Origin of the sequence: Pseudomonas syringae group sp. 26L6 (assembly GCF_032587815.1) — a bacterium.
Taxonomy (GTDB): domain Bacteria; phylum Pseudomonadota; class Gammaproteobacteria; order Pseudomonadales; family Pseudomonadaceae; genus Aquipseudomonas; species Aquipseudomonas amygdali.
Genome location: NZ_JAWHPJ010000053.1, coordinates 248,244 through 266,883 on the forward strand (window position 1 = coordinate 248,244; position 18,640 = coordinate 266,883).

The window sequence follows — 18,640 nt, forward strand, 5'->3', positions numbered from 1 at the left end:
CGTGCTGAAAAAAAACGTTAATCGCTACCGGGTTTAGGACATGTCCTATGGGGCATGCGTGCGGGAGGAGCTACAGTAAGTGTTCCCCTGAGCCGCTGGCTCTGACTCCCGTAGGCGTGACCGTGCACTCACTCAAGGTTCTGATTCTCGAAGACCATCCTTTCCAGCTGATGGCTCTGCACCAGATGCTCAACGCCAATCAGGTGTTCGATGTGCTGGCTGCCGAGAGCGTTGAGGTTGCGAGGCTTTCCCTGCAAAGCCGTGGTCCTGTCGACATTGCTATCTGTGACCTGCAGATGGACGGCCCCGACGGCCTTGAGCTGATCCGCTTTATGGCCGAAAACGGGTTGGCGAGGGCGCTGATCATCGTCAGCAGTTCAGCTGCCTGCGTGCTGGAAGGTGTTGCGCAGCTGGCGCTCAGCCAAGGCTTGGAAGTGTTGGGGTATGTGCAAAAACCTGCTTCGGCCGCTGTACTCCATGACCTGCTTGAGGCGTACGGGCCAGGCCGTGCCGGGAGTGCACCACAGTCACCGGTAAAGCGTGCGTTCGGGGCACTGTCTGCCGTGGAGTTGTTTGATCCGAAAGACAATATGCCCATAGACGTTGCGTCTGTTGCCGAACAGTGGATTGCCTATTTTCAACCCAAGGTGAATCTGCAGGGCAAGTTGCTGGGTGTCGAGGCGCTGGTCCGCTGGCAGCACCCCACACATGGCTTGCTGGCTCCCGGACGATTCATGGACGCCATCGAAGCTGAGGAACTGACCGTTGCGTTGACCTGGCGTATGCTGGATCAGGCCCTGCAGTTCTCTGCACAGTTCATGCGCGAGCAGGGCGAAGTACTCTCGGTTGCGGTCAATATCGACCCGCAAGTGCTGCAACAGGCGGATTTCGCCGGGCAGATCATGCAGGCGCTCACCCGTCACAGCGTGCCGGCAACTGCGCTGACCCTGGAGATTCTCGAACAGGATGCCGCCCGCCCGGAAACCTGGCAGATGGAGGGCCTGTTGAGGTTATGCATGCAGGGCTGCAAATTGTCTATTGATGACTTTGGGATGGGCGCTTCGAACATCGACAGGCTCCTGCAGTTGCCCTTCAGCGAGTTGAAGATACCGACCGAGTTTGTACGTGGCATGGCCGACGATGCGCGCAAGTCTGCAGTGGTGGCTGGAGCCATGCTCATGGCACAGCGGCTGTCCATGTCGGTAGTGGTGGAGGGGGTCGAAACGATTGACGACTTTCACAGCCTGCTGGCATTGGGCAACCCGGCCATTCAGGGTTATTTCATTGCGCGTCCGATGCCTTCATCAGAGTTGGTGCGCTGGGCCGCCGAGCGCGAGTCTCATCTGCAGGCCATGCTGACAGACGGCCGGCCTCAGGACATGCCGCTTTCCTGCAAATAAATGAACAGCGCGGCGTCGTTGGCCAGACCGAGCTTGCGCATGGCTGCGACTTTCTGTGCGCTGACAGTCTGTTTGCTGCGATTGAGCTGCGCAGCGATCTGGCCGACAGTATGACCCGCCGAGAGCAGGCGTAGCACCTCCAGCTCTCTTGGCGACAGCTTTTCTGCTGGCAACAGCGCGTCAGGGCCGTACTGACGGGCTTCCCTCAGCACCCTGCGCACGGAATCAGCGACAAAAAACTCACCGCGCTGCACGCCCCTGATGGCAGCTGGCAGTTCTCCGGCAAGACTGGCCTTGCTCAACAGGCCCCGCACGTTAAGGTCCAGCATGGACTGAAAAAGTCCGGCATTGCTCAGTGTTGTTACAACGATCACCGGCAATGCCGGAAAATCCCGGTGTATGCGCTGCACAAGACGCAAGCCATCGTTCTGCAGTTCGACCGGCATCATGAAATCAGTCACCAGCACATCGCAGGGATGGCGCGCGAGTACCTGTAGCAGTTCATCCGGATTACAGGCTTCGGCGACAACGGTAGCCAGATTGTCCTGTTCCAGTACGACACGCAGGCCGATGAGAAAAATAGGGTGGTCATCAGCCACGATGACGCGCAACGGGCGATCAGTGGAATCGCTCAAGGTGTGGCTCCATCAAAAAGGCTGACTGGTATTACAGACGACAGGGTTGTTTAACGCAGTGATCAATAGCATAGGCACCTTGTAGGAGGCGTAGCGTAATTATGTTGAGTTTTCCTACAAGCCCACTTCCTGTCGCCATCGGCCTCCGGTTTTTTCCTTGTCACATTCAACAGGCATGCTCGAAATGACAGACCGGTGCTGTGATCAGGCGATAGAAAGAACTTTCTGCTGTCGCCGACGGTCATTGGTTAGCACCTTTGCATTCAAACTGTTGAGTGGTGATCCGGATGGAAAATATCAGCTTACTGCTAAGCGAAGCGCTGGCTCCTTATCAGGCCACTATTGGCCCGGCGGGTACTCGGGGCGAACGTCTGGTGACTCTTAAGGATAAAGCGGGCGTCTGTGTGATCGAGCGTACATTCGGCGCTGATCAACTGAGCGACAAGCGTCAGCTCACCGATGTGGTAGACGGCCTGCGCCGGGATTTGATGGTCGCCGAAGGTCGAATCGAACCCTGCGTCATTGCCGCGATGCGTAATGCTGCAATCAGCCGAACGTTTATCGGCACTCCGTCTTTTGCTTAACAGTTGCTAAACAGTCGTCTTGCTTGCGTCAACAAGTTCGGAACCTGACGCGCTCGTTGCACTCCTATCCATTACGTCAGGTTTGATCATTGTGCTCCGGTGATCGAAGGTTGGCGTACTGACCATCATGGTCATGTTTACCCCGGGCAGGTCCCCCTCTGCCCGGGGTTTCTTTTAGGTGGTCAGTTCTTCTCGAACAGCGCTTTGACGTCTTCCAGGTAGCTTGCCCGTTGCTCGGGGTCCAGCCACTGCGCGTAAAAGCCCATCAGGCTGCTTTCGCGCAACGTACGCATCTCGCGGTTGATCTGTGCGAGGGCTTTTTTGCCTTCAGGTGAGTTGCTGCAACTGATATAGACGAATTGGTAGGCGGGGTTGCCCCTGATCGGCAAGAAGGCCAGTTCATCCGGCCTGATACCTTGTTGCATGGCCTGATAGCGTGCTTCCGGCCAGAAACTGATAAAGGCTTGCAGGCGCCCCAGGCGTTCCATTTGCAGAAGGCTGCCGGTGGCATCGTTACCGTAATGGAGCACCAGCGCATCTTCGTCGACACCTTGCAGCGTATGGTCGATCAGTTCGCCATAGCTGCGTTCGGCGACTATGCCCAATTTGATCGCCCGGCTGGCCATGAGCGCCGCGAAGTCGATTTTTCCGCCCTCGACATACGGCTCGAACGTCGACATGTCTTCCTTGCGTACAATCAGGCCGCTGCTGAATATGGCGCCGATCGGTATGGAGAAGAGCAGGGTTCTGGCTCGCTCCTCAGTCCACAGCATGGTGGGATCACAACTCAGAGACGTGGCGTCGTTAAGCATCTGCAGGCCCCTGGCACGATTGACGCGCATTAGCACGTGATCGTATTCGGGCATTCGCGCAGTTAACAAAGGCATGAGCTGATCAATGGCACCTTGCCCGCGCATGACCCCGGAAAAAATCGTCGAAGGTGGTATGTCGCGCATCAGCCAGGTCAATGTCTCCCTTGCCTGGCTGGCGCATGACAGGGCAGCCAGCGACAGGGCGAGCATCAATCGAGCCGTTGTGCAGTACGAGGCAGGAAGGGACATTCGCTGGTTTCATCCTCGAAAAAGATTCAGCAAACTGGAGTAGAGTGGCAGCTCTTTGAGTGGCGCTGCGCCTGTGGCGTCACATTCAGGTGCTTCGGCAGTCCCTTGCCGGGATCCAGGTACTCGGAGCAGATCGTCTATAAAGCCAATCTGTATCAGAATTTTGTTTCAGGCTATCGATTTTTGTATAGCCCGCAAGCAGGAGCAATTGCATCCCCTGCGCGAGCAAGTTCGTTCACAGGCCCGGCATCGGTTAGACTTGCCGTCTTACCTCCAGACTCTAGAAGCCCGTTCATGGCCCAGCCGTCCACGACCTACAAATTCGAACTCAACCTCACCGACCTCGATCGCGGAGTGTATGAGAGCGTCAAACAGACCATTGCCCGCCATCCTTCGGAAACTGAAGAACGCATGACCGTGCGCCTGCTGGCCTATGCCTTCTGGTACAACGAACAATTGTCGTTCGGTCGCGGCCTGTCTGATGTGGACGAACCCGCACTGTGGGAAAAAAGCCTGGATGATCGGGTTCTGCACTGGATTGAAGTCGGACAGCCGGATGCCGACCGCCTGACCTGGTGCTCGCGTCGCACCGAACGCACCAGCCTGCTTGCCTACGGCAGCTTGCGCGTTTGGGAAGGCAAGGTCATCCCGGCGATCAAGAACCTGAAAAACGTCAATATTGCCGCCGTCCCGCAGGACGTGCTGGAAGTGCTGGCCAAGGATATGCCGCGGGTCATCAAGTGGGATGTGATGATCAGTGAAGGAACGGTGTTCGTCACCGACGACCGTGGCCAGCATGAAGTCCAGTTGCAATGGCTTGCGGGCGAACGCGGCTGACAGCCGCCGGTTCCGATCGAAAAAACATTCATCGACACTGCAAAGAGAATCAGCTGACCCGCATGCGCATCGAACCTCGTCTATTGCCCGATACCTTGCCGTTTCTCGGCGACCTGCCGCCCTTGCTCACTCGTCTTTATGCTGCAAGGGGCGTGGCCTGCGAGGCCGAGCTGGACAAAAGCCTGGCGCGGTTGATCCCTTATCAGCAACTCAAGGGAATCGATGCTGCGGTAGATCTGCTGGTAACGGCGCTGCGCGAAGGTCAGCGTATGCTGATTGTCGGTGATTTCGATGCCGACGGTGCGACTGCCAGCACCGTGGGTGTTCTGGGGCTGCGCCTGCTGGGCGCGGCGCACGTCGATTATCTGGTGCCTAACCGCTTTGAGTACGGTTATGGCCTGACGCCGGAAATCGTCGAAGTGGCGTTGCAGCGCGAGCCTCAGCTATTGATCACCGTGGATAACGGCATTTCGAGCGTCGAGGGTGTGGCCGCTGCCAAGGCGGCAGGCTTGCAGGTACTGGTCACCGACCACCATTTGCCGGGTCACGAGCTTCCGGCGGCAGACGCCATCGTCAACCCCAACCAGCCAGGCTGTACCTTTCCCAGCAAATCGCTGGCCGGTGTCGGGGTTATTTTCTATGTGTTGATGGCCTTGCGTGCGCGTTTGCGTGACACCGGCTGGTTCGAGAGCAACCAGCGTGCCCAGCCCAACCTGGGTGAGCTTCTGGACTTGGTCGCGTTGGGCAGCGTGGCCGATGTCGTGCCGCTGGACGCCAACAACCGCATTCTGGTGCACCAAGGCCTGATGCGTATTCGTGCTGGCCGTGCCCGGCCCGGGCTGCGCGCGATTCTTGAGGTTGCACGGCGTGAACCTTCGCGCATCACCTCCACTGACCTGGGGTTCATTCTCGGACCACGCTTGAACGCGGCGGGGCGCCTGGACGATATGAGCCTGGGCATTGAATGCCTGCTCTGCGACGACTCGACACTGGCGCGAGAAATGGCCGTGCAACTGGACGAGTTGAACCAGGATCGCAAATCCATTGAGCAGGGCATGCAGCGTGAAGCGCTCGCGCAGCTCAAGGACCTGCCGCTGGAGTCCATGCCGTTCGGCCTGTGCCTGTTCGATGCCGAATGGCATCAGGGTGTCATCGGTATCCTGGCCTCGCGCCTCAAGGAGCGCTACCACCGACCTACCATCGCGTTCGCCAGTGCCGGGGAGGGCGTGCTCAAAGGCTCGGCTCGCTCGGTGCCGGGGTTTCACATTCGCGATGCGCTGGACGCTGTGGCGGCCAGTCATCCGCATCTGATCAGCAAGTTCGGCGGCCACGCCATGGCGGCAGGTCTCTCGCTGCCTGAAGAGAACTTCCCGGCATTTGCCGAAGCGTTCGATCTTGAAGTGCGTCGTCAGCTCGACGAGCAGGACCTGACCGGACGTCTGCTGTCTGACGGTTCGCTGGCCGTCGAGGAATTCCATCTGGAACTGGCCCGCGCACTGCGCAACGCCGGTCCCTGGGGGCAGCACTTCCCCGAGCCCTTGTTCCACGGCGTATTCCAGCTTGTTGAACAGCGGGTGGTGGGCGAGCGTCACTTGAAGATGGTGCTCAAGACCGAGTGCGGCAGCGTCAAGCTCGATGGCATTGCGTTCGGCGTCGACCGCGACATCTGGCCCAACCCCAACATTCGCTGGGTGGAACTGGCCTACAAACTGGACCTCAACGAGTTTCGTGGCAACGAAACCGTGCAGTTGATGGTGGTGCACATCGCGCCACGCTGACAATCAGCAGGAACCCCTCTCGCTACCGGGTTGTCGACAACAGACTGTCTGCAAAACCTGTTCATTGAATGAACGGGGCCTGGACACCTGATTTTTCATTACGAGAGGTTGCCATGAGCCTGCTGCTTGAACCCTACACCCTGCGCCAATTGACCCTTCGCAACCGTATCGCAGTCTCGCCGATGTGCCAGTATTCCAGTGTCGACGGCCTGGCCAACGACTGGCATCTGGTTCATCTGGGAAGCCGAGCAGTTGGCGGCGCCGGCCTGGTCATCACTGAAGCGATGGCTGTGACGCCGGACGGCCGCATAACCCCCGAAGACCTGGGGCTGTGGAATGATGAACAGATCGAGCCGCTGCAACGCATTACCCGCTTCATCAATGCTCAGGGTGCGGTGGCTGGCATCCAGCTGGCGCACGCCGGTCGCAAGGCCAGCACCTGGCGCCCGTGGCTTGGCAAGCACGGCAGCATTTCCCTCAATGAAGGCGGCTGGACTCCGGTCGGGCCTTCGGCAATTGCTTTTGATCCGCAGCACACGGCGCCTGTGCAACTGAGCGAAACGCAGATTCAGGAACTGATCAAGGCGTTTGTCGATTCCGCACGGCGCGCCCTGACCGCAGGCTTCAAGGTGGTAGAAATTCACGCGGCCCACGGTTATCTGCTGCATCAGTTCCTGTCGCCATTGAGCAACCAGCGCACTGACCAATACGGTGGTTCATTCGAGAACCGCATTCGCCTGACGCTGCAAGTCACCGAAGCGGTGCGCGCAGTGTGGCCTGAAGAGCTGCCGTTGTTCGTTCGCGTGTCCGCCACCGACTGGGTGGAAGACGGCTGGAACGCTGATGAAACGGTAGAGTTGGCGCGCCGTCTGAAGGCGCTGGGTACCGACCTGATCGATGTGTCGTCGGGCGGCACGTCAGCCAACGCAGAAATTCCGGTTGGCCCCGGCTACCAGACGCGTTTTGCCGAACGGGTTCGCAAAGAGTCCGAAATCGCTACAGGGACGGTAGGCATGATTACTGATCCGGCCCAGGCAGAGCATATTCTGCGTACCGGGCAGGCCGATATCATCCTGCTTGCGCGTGAGCTGCTGCGTGATCCGTACTGGCCGCTGCGTGCCGATGAAGACCTGGGCGGGCGTCTGGCGACCTGGCCTGCACAGTACCAACGCGCCACACACCGGGATCAGCCGATTCATGAGTCTGATCTGCGGGATTGATGCCCGTTCGATTTACGCAAGGAAGCAGCCAATAAGTGAGCGCCGCAGGGCGCTCATTTTTATTCGCCTTCCAGCAGTTCGGTGACGCGTCCGATCAGTTCGGCTATGGCAAAAGGCTTGGGCAGTACATGCATGCCAGGTTCAAGCGTATCGTGGGCCAGCGCCGCGTTTTCAGCATAGCCGGTCACAAACAGTATTTTCAGGTCGGGCCGAACATCCCGGGCGGCGTCTGCGACCTGACGACCGTTCATGCCGCCTGGCAGACCGACGTCGGTAATCAACAGGTCGATAGCCGCTTTGGACTGCAGAATGGTCAGAGCATCGGCACCTCGCTCGGCCTGCAAAATGGTATAGCCAAGGTCTTCAAGCAACTCGGCAATCAGCTGGCGCACAGCGGGCTCGTCATCAACGACCAGAATGGTTTCATCGCTGATGCCAGGTGCGGGTACTTGTAGAGGGCTGTCCTCAAGTGCCACCGCTTCAGGCTCACCTTCATGCATCGGCAGCAGGATGCAGACTTTCGAGCCCTCTCCAACGTTTGAGGTGATGTTGACGCCGCCTCCGGACTGCCGTGCAAAGCCGTAAATCATCGACAGCCCCAAGCCCGTCCCCATGCCTAACGGTTTGGTGGTGAAGAATGGATCGAAGGCCCGTGCCATGACATCTTTGTCCATGCCCGTGCCTGTATCGCTGACGCATAACTCCACGTAACGACCTGCGGGCAACTGATACCTCGCCGCTGCGGCTGCATTCAGATGACGGTTGCCGGTCTGAATCAGCAGCTGCCCGCCGTCGGGCATGGCGTCCTTGGCGTTGATACATAAATTGAGCAGCGAGTTTTCCAACTGATGCGGGTCCACCAGGGTCGACCACAGCCCTCGTGAAGCAATGACCTGCATATCGATGGCAGGGCCCACGGTACGCCGGATCAGTTCATCCATGCCCGCCACCAGAAGGTCGATATCCGTCGCCTTGGGGGCCAGTGTCTGACGGCGCGAGAATGCCAGCAGGCGGTGCGTCAGGGAGGCTGCGCGTCTTGAGCCCTCCAGTGCTGCATTGATATAGCGATCCAGCTCCGTGAAGCGCTCCTGTCTGATCCTCGACAGGAGCAACTCCATGTTGCCGGTCACGCCCATCAGCAGGTTGTTGAAGTCATGTGCCAAACCGCCGGTCAACTGCCCGACCGCTTCCATTTTCTGCGCTTGAATCAGTGCTTCTTCGGCAATACGCAATGCTTCGATGCGATCTTTCTCGTGGGTCAGGTGCTTGCCCAGCGCAAAAATGATTCCATTGCCTGGCGCAGCGGTCCAGCCGAACCATTGATAGGTCCCGTCCACATGCCGGTAGCGATTCTCGAACAGCGGCAAAACATGATTGATGGTGTGTTTCAGGGCATCCTCGGTATTACGCACATCATCGGGATGCAGCAGGCTCATGATCGAGCTGCCCAGCAGCTCTTGTTCAGTGTGGCCCAGCAGTACTGTCCAGGCCGGGTTCACCCGCAGGAAAATGCCGTTGAAATCGAGTATCGCCAGCGGATCCGGGGAAATCTCCCAGAATGTATCCAGCTCCAGGGTCCGCTGTGCCAGCCTGGCGGTCTGCCGCCGTTCCAGATTTACCAGATCCTCGATCAGTTTCAGGCGTTCGCGCTCACTGTCCTGCAACGCTTGCTGACTGAGAACATGCTCGGTGGTTTCGTTGGTGATGCAAAACATGCCAACGATCATCCCTTGCTCGTCGATCACCGGCGAGAAGGAGAATGACCACCATGTCTGCTCGACCTCACCATAGCGCGCCATGCTCAGTGGCATGTCCTTGTAATGGCAGGGCTTGCCGGCGTATGCATCAATGACCAGTGGCGCGACCTGATCCCACACATCAGCCCAGAGGTCCGGAATAAGTGCGCCGATGGCGTTATCCTTACGCGGGCCGAGGATGGGGGTATAAGCATCATTATGGAAAAACACCAGCTCCGGTCCCCAGAGCAGATACATCGATTCCGGCGAATTCAGAATCAGATTCAGGGTGTTTTTCAGCGATACCGGCCAATGCTCGATGGGGCCGAGTGGTGTCTGGCTCCAGTCCTTTGATCGGATAATCCCGGCAGCCGTGCCGTTAGCTGTCGGGAAACCAGTGGGCGATATCACTTCAGGCAAGCTCCTGACGGCATGCGTCTTGCGTTCATAGGGGTGTACTTAAGGTTGATCGATCTGGACGAGCAGTCTTTTTAACTGCTTTTCGTACCGGCTGCCCTGATATTGACCCCTTATCAGAGCCGCGCGTTGCACGTGTTTCGCTGATATCGGGAATGATTGGATGAATGGGGCTGGCCGGGAATCGTAACATTCGGAAGCACACCGGTAATCTTGAGTCAGTGACTTCCTGTCAACTTGTTGGTCAATCACTCATCTGACAAACCTTGTAGGAGGCTTTCTGTGAATACGCGTGGCTTACTCGATCAGTTGCTCAAATCCGGACAAAGCATGTTGCAGGACAAGGCTAACGGCAAATCCGCCAAGCAGTCTTCGGGCAGCGACTCATTGATCAATGGTCTGGGCAGTCTGCTCGGCGGCGGTAAAGGCCAAGGGACTTCTCAGAGCGGTCTTGGCGGTCTGCTGTCCGGCGCCGGTGGCGGTGCGCTGGCTGCAGGTGCCATGAGCCTTCTGCGCGGCAAACGCTCGCGCGGTATGGGCGGTAAGGTGCTGACTTACGGAGGCTTGGCGGCATTGGGCGTACTGGCCTATAAGGCCTATAACAACTGGCAGTCCAGTCAGGGCCTCGTCGGTCAGCGTGAGCCGCAAACCATTGATCGCTTGCCCGAGGCTGAAGCCGAGCAGCACAGCCAGGCTATCCTGCGTGCATTGGTCGCCGCTGCAAAAGCCGATGGTCATGTAGATGAGCGTGAGCGAGAACTGATCGAGGGCGAGTTCAGCAAATTGAACAGCGATCAGGCGCTTCAGCAATGGCTTCAGGCCGAGCTGAACAAACCGCTGGACCCGGTAGAAGTGGCTCGCGCTGCGACCACGCCTGAAATGGCAGCAGAAATGTATATCGCCAGTGTCATGCTGGTGGATGAAGAGCATTTCATGGAGCGCGCCTATCTCGATGAGCTGGCGCGGCAGTTGAAACTGGAGCCCGGTCTCAAGGCCGAACTGGAAGCACAGGTGCGGGGCGCCGAGTAAGCTGCCACGTCCGCTGCCGGGCCGCCTGGCGCACTTTGCGTCAGGCGACCCATGCCATCAATGATGCTCCAGCCCCTCGGCGTTGGTCAGCTCCCTTATCAGCACTGTTTGCTGTGCCTTGAAGCTGGCTTCGAATTCCCGAATGCGTCTTTCGTATTCCGGATTGTCCAGGCTGATGTTGCGCTGTTCGAATTCGTCGGTGAGTCGGGTCAGGTCAGTCCTGTAAAGATGTTCGAGTGCATCGAACCGTCCGGCATGGGTTTCGCGCAGATAGTTGATCCAGTAATCCTGCTGCTCGGCGAAGCGCAGGAATGGTTCGCCTTGTTCTCCGGACTGCACGCGAAGCAGGGCTGTCTCGAACTCACCCGGCCTGATGGCGGCGTGGGCCTGATACAACATGCCTTCCGGTGGTACGGGCAGGTCCAGCGCGCTTGCCCAGTGTATGCGATACGCCAGACGAACTTCAGCTTCATCGCGGCCCCCGGTCTGCTCTCGGGCAGCAGCATCCAGTTCGGACAGGCGATAAAGCCGGGTTGTCAGCCTGTACAGCAATGCACCTCGCTGCTCCGGCACAACATCGTGCAGTGACTGACGAATGAACACCATCACCTCCATCTGGTTGAACTCCAGCAGGATGCCGTCCGGGCAAGTGTTGTTGTCACGGAACAGCCTGAGTGGTTCTTCGGCGATAGCACTCAGGGTCATTCCCAGTTGAGGGTCCTGACTCACCGCGCCGAGTACTCGCCAGACGCGTTCCTGCAGTGCTGCCCGGCTGGCGGTATTGCGATAGTCGGCACTGTGGCGCAGCGAACCGATCAGGTCCAATAGCCTTCGGTTGTGGTCGCTGATCTCCAGTTGCTCCCAGAGCGCACGCCGCGTGGCGCTGAGCGGGTTGCTGTCGTCCAGCCAGGGGTCGGCAGTCACTGGCTCTGGAGTCGATGCCCGACTGTCTTCTGACTCGTAGTCTGATATCGATGAGTCCGAATCATGCTGCTCCGTCCAGTCCATCGCTGTGAGTTCGGGTGGCAGGTCCATGTCAAAGGTGAAAGAGCGTCCATAACGTTCTGAAAAATGTGCTCGACGCATGCTGTCTTCGGAAAGCGGGTTGTTCAGCAAACTTATTTCCGTGTGCGCAGATTCGCTGCCGGGATTGGCCAGAATATGCTCCGGCAAGTCAGTAATCAGATTGCCCTCCAGCAGGAGCGTCCCCAGATGTGCTGGAATCATGTCATCCACCCAGGTCGGCCATTCGGTTAATCCGACGTTATTGAGTGATAGCCAGTTGAGCGCGGTATTGTTAAGGGCAGACAGATCGCTGATCGCACCCATCCGGTTGCCATCCAGTTCCAGCCTTGCAAGCGTCGGAATGCGGCTGAAGAAATCGATGTGCTTTTGCTCGATGACCATTCCCTGATCAATCAGCAATAGCGAACGAAGTGATGGAAGCTCAAGCAGCGCCGGAGGCAATTGCAGCAGCGGTGCGACATGCCTGTTCATTACCAGTGAGCTCAGATCAGTCATACGGCGCAGCAGCTGGTCCAGATCAGATCCCGTGGCCGTGACTCTGCTCAGGTGCAGATAGCGTATCTGACGATAGAAAAACTCCGGCAGCTGGCGGGGAAAGTCGGCCAGCGAAAGGTTTTCCAGGCGCAGTGGACGGTGGATTTGCCCCAGGCTGAACGCTCGCCAGTGATCAGTCAGTATCCTGCCGATCTCGCGGCGGGCTTCGATGGTCCGTTCACTCGTAATGGCCAGCGAATTTGAGGCATGTGTCCACTGATCAAGCGCGGCAGATAATTCGGCACCTTCGCGCAATTGCATGTTTATAGCGGCTTGCACAGCGAGCGGCGTGTCTATCAGGAAGCGAAACGAACAGTCGGGTACAGCCTCATTGATGCGTGCGTGCATCACCGTATGCCTGGACAGGCTGTTGCCGCGCAAATCGATCAGGGTCTGATGCTCGGGGTTAAGGGGATTGTCGAGGATCCAGTCCGGCAGTTCGGTCAGGTTGTTATGAGCCACCGAAAGCTCACGAATATTGTTCGGGATTATGTCCGTCAGCCAGGAAGGCCAGCGGTGCATGCCGACTCGTTCCAGTATCAACCGGTCAAGATGCAGCCAGCCAAGGTCCATCGGCAGCAAGCTGACCAGCCGGTTGCCGCTGAGGTTAAGCGACCTGAGATCAGGCATATCGCGCAAGTGCTCCATCTGCGCCTGATCCAGAAAAATGCTCTGGTTTATCAGTCCCAGTTCAGTAAGTTGCGGCAGCACACTGGACACTTGCTGGGGCAGGTTGAGGAAGGCCGATATCTGCGGATCCGTACCGGCGCCGGGTTCGCCGACCAGAATGAGTGAGCGCGTGTGGGGGAAGCGTTGCAGAAAGTGTCCAAGTTCGAAGCTGTTGGTCAACTGTCTGGGCAGATCCGTGGCTACCGGTGTTGAAAGCTCTGCGCCTGGGCGCGCTCGGGGTTCGATCGAGATATTCTCCAGATAGAGTCCGCTCACCCGCGCGTATACAAAATCTGGCAGGTGTCGTGGGAAGTCAGTCAGGGATACCTGCTGCAGGTACAGTGGCTCAAGCGTTCGTCCGATTTCAGGCAGGTTATTGATGCGCCAGTGGTTCCAGATCGCCTCGCTGATACGTGCCCGGCTATCGATATGCGCCTGACTCATGGGGGGCATTGCCACGACTTCAAAGGTCCAGGCGTCAAGACTTTCCCGCAGCATCATTTGCTCGCCCAGCAGGCTGTTGAGTCGTTCATCGATAGCCCGATTATCCCTGCCTGTGTGGCGCAGGCGGCTGAGAATGTCTTCGGGGAACGCGTCTTCCAGTTCCAGCAAACGGATCTTGTCCAGCAGACTTTCATCGGTCATATGCCAGTCGGTTCTGCCGTTACCGCTCAAGGGATAACCAAGGCGCCCATCGGCCAGACGCATGGGAGACTTGGAGCCGGGTTTGAGCGCCTGCATTTTCAGCAGTGGCGCGAGAGTCTGGCGAGGCAGAGGGTTTTCCTGAAGCAGAGCCTCCAGCGCCTGCCCCTGGCCGGTATGGGCAAAACCCAATTGGCTGCGCTCGGCATCGGGCAGGGCGTGAAGTACGGATGAATACAGATCGTCCAGCCCGTGCAGGTGCTGATCTTCAGCGTCACGTGTCTCATAACGATTGCCATCTTTGATCAGCACCTTGCGAACGGGAGCCTCCTGAGCCCCGATACTGTCGAGCAGTTGGCCGCCAAAGAAGCGATTGTGCACCTCCAGCCTGACCTGAGAAGGCCATTGCGCAAGGGCTTCAAGGCTGTGCAGGGCAAGGCAATCGGTATCTGCGCTGGATACCGAGGTCAGGTAAAGGCCCTCATAGGCTCGTGCCAGCCGTACTTGCTGCAAATAGGCACTGGCTTCTTCGGCCATGCGTAAGGGTACGCGGCGCTCTGTAGTGAGTTGTATCCGCTCGGCTGGCGAGGCGTGGCTGGCCAATTCCTCGACAATCAGCGGCGGCAGGCCGGAAAACGCCTGCTGGAGGGTTTGCGCGCCGTCCGTATCAGCGACTTTCAGGGCGCGGTAACGTGATTCGAACAACCAGGCTTTGGTTGTCCGGGCACGCGCCACCAATTGTGCGCGTAAAGCGATCAGCCGCGGTGCGATGCCCGGCTGACCCGCACCGAACTCTTCGTTGAGCAGAGTCCGGATTTCGATGTTGTTCAGTTTTTCCAGGACCTGGCGCAGGGCATCTGGCTGATCGGCACGAATATGGATGTCGAGGGGGGCAGCAGCGCCAGACTGCTGCGCCGCGACGAATTTCTGGAGTGTATTGCCTTGGGCATCCACCAGCACCAGCGCGCGATTGTTCGGCCAGCCAGAGTCTTGGCTCAGCAGTTCAAGTTGAAGAGGCGCTGCTGCGTCTGCATCGTTGGCTTCCATCTGCTCTATGAAACGATCGATTTCCTGGTCCAGCCTGAAGCGGTGCGCTGTGTCTTCAAGCAATGCGGGTGGGCGGCGCTGCTCGGCCAGTGCCTGGCGCATCACGGATTCAGGTGTGTTGCTGACTTTTATGATGCGTCTGGCTGCGCTGTCGGGGAACGCTTCGCTGGAATATCCCAGCCGTCGGAACAACGTCAGGCCTTCCATCTCCAGCGGGCGATCAAGCTCATGCAACCAGGCCCCAGCACCGTTGTGGCGCAAGGCGGGCTGGTAGCTGTCCGGACGGCTTGGGTGCTCCATCAAATAACCATCGCCGGTCGGGGCAGGGCTCACCGAATAGGTGCGTCCTTCAAGTGGCAGCCACTGCTTGCCTTGCCATGTATACAGGCCTGTGGCGTTGGGCAGCAGACCCTTTGGCAGCACGATGTCATGGCTAAAGGGTGTCAGGTCCGGTTTCCAGAGACGAGTCATTCCACTCGGTAATTCCACGGGTTTGAGGCCGTTTACGAACTCGGGCACCTGTATCGCAGGTATGCCTGCTGAGCCCGTCGCCGCAGCGCCAAGGGCCGACATCAGGGCAATATTCTCCACCACGTCGAACAGGTAGGCGAGCGCCTGCTGTTTTTCGTCCTTGGCCCAGCTTTCTATGCCCTCATAGACTTCATGGGCCAACTGAATGGCTGTGACGGCCATCATCACTTCGCCCAATACCGGAACGACAAAAGCGGCGATGTTCAAGACGTCGAAGGCTTTGTCCTTAAAGTACTGCACACGCTCGTCGACAGTTTTCTGGTCCTGCGCCGCCGTTGGCACGCCATGAAACAGCGCATTGTCCTTCAACGCTGCACGTTTGCGATCGTACAGGGCCTCCGGCAAGGGGCCTTGCAGAGGAGTCTCTCTCAGGTCCAGCCGGGCGTTTCGGTCCGCTTCACGTTCCAGCCACTGGCGCTCGAAGAACCCCCCTTTCTTGACTTTGGGGTGCAGACGCTCGGACAGCTTTTCAAACAAGGCACTTCGATGGCGCGCCGGTATGAAACGCATGAAAAAATTCAGATATCCATCGATGAACATCCGGTCGCGCAACGAGTTTATAAACGCCTCGACCGAGTCGTATTCCTTCAATGGCGCAACCGGATCGTCTGGAATATAGACGACAATTTTTTCTGCCTGAGTTGCCATGTCGCGGTCTTTGCCAATAACGAACGGGCCGTCAAGTTCGACATCCCCCAGGCACAGCACGCTGCAGTTGACTGGCCTGTTATCAAGCCGGACGTTTTGCTTGCCGTCGAGAATATCCAGTAACGCGCCCTGCAATGGCGGGCTGACAAGTTCCTGCAGGGAGGCAATCTGCAGTTGAAGCCGGATGGACGATGACTGAAGTTTCAGGAAGTCCTTGCGCAGCCTGGATGCCGCAGCGTCCGCCGTTTCTTCCGGTGTCGAAGGTGCATTGAAGACGGACTCCAGGTGGGTCTGGTATTTACCGCCCAGGTCCAGCTCGCGGCACATCGCTGCGAACCCGGTCGCAGATATCGGCAAGGACTGGCCGGCGATCTGTTGACCGATGATTTCAAAGGCGGAAAACACCTGAGCCTCTATGCCCGAGTCCGAATCCATCGCGCCAGGCGCGGTTTCCCACTTTTCGAAATTCTGCAGCGCAGCCTTGAGCAGGCTCTGACAGGCGGCCCTCAAGGCAATGTTGGCTTGAGTGATGGGGTCTCGGGATGCCGCCAGGAACGACTGGTCGACCTTGGCCCGGCTGGCGTGAAACAGCCAGGTCCGGGCGACGTCGACGTCCAGACCGAAGCGGTCCTTGATCGCCGCCGTCAGAAGAGGGGTCGCGAAGTCTTCCAGTGTCGAGAGGCGATCAAGCGTCGGACGAACCTTTTGTTCATTCTGGCGATGCTCGGCATAGAGCTGCTGAAGTTTATCGACTTGCTCCAGGCTGGACGTGCGCGCGCTCGTCAGCCATTGCAAGAGGCGTCCGGAGGTTTTGCGCAGAGTTGCATGGGTTGACGGTTCTGCGTCAAGCAGCCATCGGGGTGATTTATCTTTTATAAGTTGCACATGCGGGGCGGCAGGTGCCTTGCCCGGCGAAGTTTGGTCCAGCATTGAAGTGCCTTGTCGTGAGTGAGCAGGCGACAAAGCTTACGTTTGAGGTCAGGCCGGCAAGTGCTAACTATTTATCGGCTGCACAGGTTCCTGACGTGTTGTGTTCAAGTAGTGGTGACAAGTGCCGACAAGAAGGCAGGAAAGCGGGTTAATGAGCAGGTGCGATGATTTGGTTTTTCATTCCCCGTGTACCCGTTGACGGCTGGGCTATACTCACGCCGCTTGGACCGCTCGTCGGTCCGCTTCTTGAACACGGCCCGATGCCGTCGTTGAACTCTTGAGGGCTGACTGTGAAGAACTGGACTTTGCGCCAACGGATTCTGGCGAGTTTCGCCGTCATCATCGCAATCATGCTGCTGATGGTCGTTGTATCTTATTCACGGCTGTTGTCCATCGAGTCCAGTGAGGAAGAGGTCCGTCTCGATGCGCTGCCTGGCGTCTACTACAGCACTCTGGTGCGTAGCGCGTGGGGGGAAAGTTATATCCGTACGCTGGAGCTGATTGCCGAAGGCGAAGCGCGTGCGATGACCAAGCAGGAAAAAGACCAGTTTCAGGCTTTTGACGAGAACCTGCAGGCGCAGATGGACGGCTACAAAAAGTCCATTTTCGATAACGCAGACCGCGACAGTTTTGCGCTTTTTGAAAAACGCCGCGAGGCCTACTCGCGCATGCTTGCCGAGGTCCACGCCAAGTATGATCGCGGCGATTATGCCGGTGCGCGCGCCGAGTTCTATGGCGAGGTCAACCCGGTCTGGCTCACGGGCCGCAAGCAGCTCAACGACCTGATTGTCGCCAACAAGCAGTTGGCTGATCAGGCTACCGCCAATATCGTCAATGCCGTGCTGGCTGCCAAGATCAGCATGATCCTGTCGCTGCTGGTGGCAGTGCTGGCGGCTGCGGCCTGCGGGTTGCTGCTGATGCGTTCGATCATGGCACCGATGCAACTGATCGTGCGGATTCTGGACATCATGCGTACCGGAGATCTGAGCACCCGCCTGAACCTGTCCCGCAAGGACGAGTTCAATGCGGTCGAAACCGGCTTCAACGACATGATGACCGAGCTGACTGCGCTGGTTGCGCAGGCCCAGCGTTCTTCGGTGCAGGTAACGACTTCTGTCACTGAAATCGCTGCGACTTCCCGTCAGCAGCAGGCCACCGCTACCGAGACCGCGGCAACCACCACCGAGATCGGCGCAACCTCGCGGGAAATTGCTGCCACCTCGCGCGACCTGGTGCGAACCATGACCGAAGTCACCTCGGCAGCAGATCAGGCGTCGATTCTCGCCGGTTCCGGCCAGCAGGGGCTGGCACGCATGGAAGACACCATGCATCAGGTAATGGGCGCTGCCAACCTGGTCAACGCCAAGCTGGCGATCCTCAACGAGAAGGCCGGCAACATCAATCAGGTCGTCGTTACCATCGTCAAGGTGGCCGACCAGACCAACCTGCTGTCGCTTAACGCAGCCATCGAGGCCGAGAAGGCGGGTGAGTACGGCCGTGGTTTCGCGGTGGTCGCCACCGAAGTGCGGCGCCTCGCCGACCAGACCGCTGTCGCCACCTATGACATTGAACAAATGGTGCGGGAAATCCAGTCGGCGGTTTCCGCAGGCGTTATGGGCATGGACAAGTTTTCCGAAGAAGTGCGCCGTGGCATGTTCGAGGTCACTCAGGTCGGCGAGCAGTTGTCGCAGATCATTCAGCAGGTACAGGCGTTGGCGCCACGTGTGCTGATGGTCAATGAAGGTATGCAGGCTCAGGCTACCGGTGCCGAACAGATCAATCAGGCGCTGGTGCAACTGGCGGATGCCAGCAGCCAGACCGTCGAGTCTCTGCGTCAAGCCAGTTTCGCCATCGACGAGTTGAGTCAGGTCGCGGTCGGGCTGCGCGGTGGCGTTTCGCGATTCAAGGTCTGAACA

Annotated in this window: 11 protein-coding genes; 7 read left to right on the forward strand and 4 right to left on the reverse strand. The window is 58.3% G+C overall.

The window, feature by feature from the left end; all coding sequences use genetic code 11:
• Positions 1 to 170: 170 nt before the first annotated feature.
• Positions 171 to 1,400, forward strand: coding sequence for an EAL domain-containing protein (locus tag RYA97_RS21390; protein ID WP_230848561.1), 1,230 nt, complete (start codon positions 171 to 173; stop codon positions 1,398 to 1,400).
• Here RYA97_RS21390 and RYA97_RS21395 read toward each other — a convergent pair.
• The gene (locus RYA97_RS21395) at positions 1,373 to 2,035 is read right to left on the reverse strand and encodes a response regulator transcription factor (RefSeq protein ID WP_010201545.1); all 663 of its coding nucleotides are present in this window, start codon (positions 2,033 to 2,035) and stop codon (positions 1,373 to 1,375) included. The two genes, RYA97_RS21390 and RYA97_RS21395, sit on opposite strands and share 28 nt — an antisense overlap.
• A 287-nt stretch (positions 2,036 to 2,322) precedes the next feature.
• Between RYA97_RS21395 and RYA97_RS21400 the strand changes: the two genes are divergently transcribed.
• Positions 2,323 to 2,619 carry a DUF3509 domain-containing protein gene (locus RYA97_RS21400; protein WP_004656356.1) on the forward strand — a complete coding sequence of 99 codons (297 nt, stop codon included), beginning with the start codon at positions 2,323 to 2,325 and terminating at the stop codon, positions 2,617 to 2,619.
• Between the two features lie 182 nt (positions 2,620 to 2,801).
• Here RYA97_RS21400 and RYA97_RS21405 read toward each other — a convergent pair whose 3' ends face one another.
• Positions 2,802 to 3,641, reverse strand: a complete 840-nt coding sequence (locus RYA97_RS21405; RefSeq protein WP_032637608.1) for a TIGR02285 family protein — start codon at positions 3,639 to 3,641, stop codon at positions 2,802 to 2,804.
• 333 nt (positions 3,642 to 3,974) lie between these two features.
• Between RYA97_RS21405 and RYA97_RS21410 the strand changes: the two genes are divergently transcribed.
• From RYA97_RS21410 to RYA97_RS21420, 3 genes are all read left to right on the forward strand, one after another.
• Positions 3,975 to 4,517, forward strand: coding sequence for a YaeQ family protein (locus RYA97_RS21410; RefSeq protein ID WP_002554774.1), 543 nt, complete (start codon positions 3,975 to 3,977; stop codon positions 4,515 to 4,517).
• A gap of 62 nt (positions 4,518 to 4,579) precedes the next feature.
• Positions 4,580 to 6,295: a single-stranded-DNA-specific exonuclease RecJ gene (gene recJ, locus RYA97_RS21415; RefSeq protein ID WP_010201542.1), complete on the forward strand. Its 1,716-nt coding sequence runs from the start codon at positions 4,580 to 4,582 to the stop codon at positions 6,293 to 6,295.
• A 113-nt stretch (positions 6,296 to 6,408) separates the two neighbouring features.
• Positions 6,409 to 7,515, forward strand: a complete 1,107-nt coding sequence (locus RYA97_RS21420; RefSeq protein ID WP_004656368.1) for an NADH:flavin oxidoreductase/NADH oxidase — start codon at positions 6,409 to 6,411, stop codon at positions 7,513 to 7,515.
• Between the two features lie 59 nt (positions 7,516 to 7,574).
• Here RYA97_RS21420 and RYA97_RS21425 read toward each other — a convergent pair whose 3' ends face one another.
• Positions 7,575 to 9,662, reverse strand: a complete 2,088-nt coding sequence (locus RYA97_RS21425) for a PAS domain-containing sensor histidine kinase (RefSeq protein ID WP_016980984.1) — start codon at positions 9,660 to 9,662, stop codon at positions 7,575 to 7,577.
• Between the two features lie 288 nt (positions 9,663 to 9,950).
• Here RYA97_RS21425 and RYA97_RS21430 point away from each other — a divergent pair, with 288 nt between their 5' ends.
• Complete coding sequence (locus RYA97_RS21430; protein WP_005743394.1) at positions 9,951 to 10,697, forward strand: tellurite resistance TerB family protein; 747 nt, start codon at positions 9,951 to 9,953, stop codon at positions 10,695 to 10,697.
• 57 nt (positions 10,698 to 10,754) lie between these two features.
• Here RYA97_RS21430 and RYA97_RS21435 read toward each other — a convergent pair whose 3' ends face one another.
• Entirely contained in the window at positions 10,755 to 16,724 is a 5,970-nt protein-coding gene (locus RYA97_RS21435; protein WP_005778381.1) for an NEL-type E3 ubiquitin ligase domain-containing protein, read from the reverse strand.
• A 290-nt stretch (positions 16,725 to 17,014) separates the two neighbouring features.
• Here RYA97_RS21435 and RYA97_RS21440 point away from each other — a divergent pair, with 290 nt between their 5' ends.
• On the forward strand, positions 17,015 to 18,637 hold the full coding sequence (locus RYA97_RS21440; protein ID WP_004657990.1) for a methyl-accepting chemotaxis protein: 1,623 nt from the start codon (positions 17,015 to 17,017) through the stop codon (positions 18,635 to 18,637).
• Positions 18,638 to 18,640 lie beyond the last annotated feature (3 nt).

Bases quoted from the DNA above. Each gene is read 5' to 3' on its own strand.
- RYA97_RS21390 (WP_230848561.1), top strand. From the start codon at position 171: ATGGCTCTGCACCAGATGCTCAACGCCAATCAGGTGTTCGATGTGCTG.
- RYA97_RS21400 (WP_004656356.1), top strand. From the start codon at position 2,323: ATGGAAAATATCAGCTTACTGCTAAGCGAAGCGCTGGCTCCTTATCAG.
- RYA97_RS21405 (WP_032637608.1), bottom strand. From the start codon at position 3,641: ATGCTCGCCCTGTCGCTGGCTGCCCTGTCATGCGCCAGCCAGGCAAGG.
- RYA97_RS21410 (WP_002554774.1), top strand. From the start codon at position 3,975: ATGGCCCAGCCGTCCACGACCTACAAATTCGAACTCAACCTCACCGAC.
- recJ (WP_010201542.1), top strand. From the start codon at position 4,580: ATGCGCATCGAACCTCGTCTATTGCCCGATACCTTGCCGTTTCTCGGC.
- RYA97_RS21420 (WP_004656368.1), top strand. From the start codon at position 6,409: ATGAGCCTGCTGCTTGAACCCTACACCCTGCGCCAATTGACCCTTCGC.
- RYA97_RS21435 (WP_005778381.1), bottom strand. From the start codon at position 16,724: ATGCTGGACCAAACTTCGCCGGGCAAGGCACCTGCCGCCCCGCATGTG.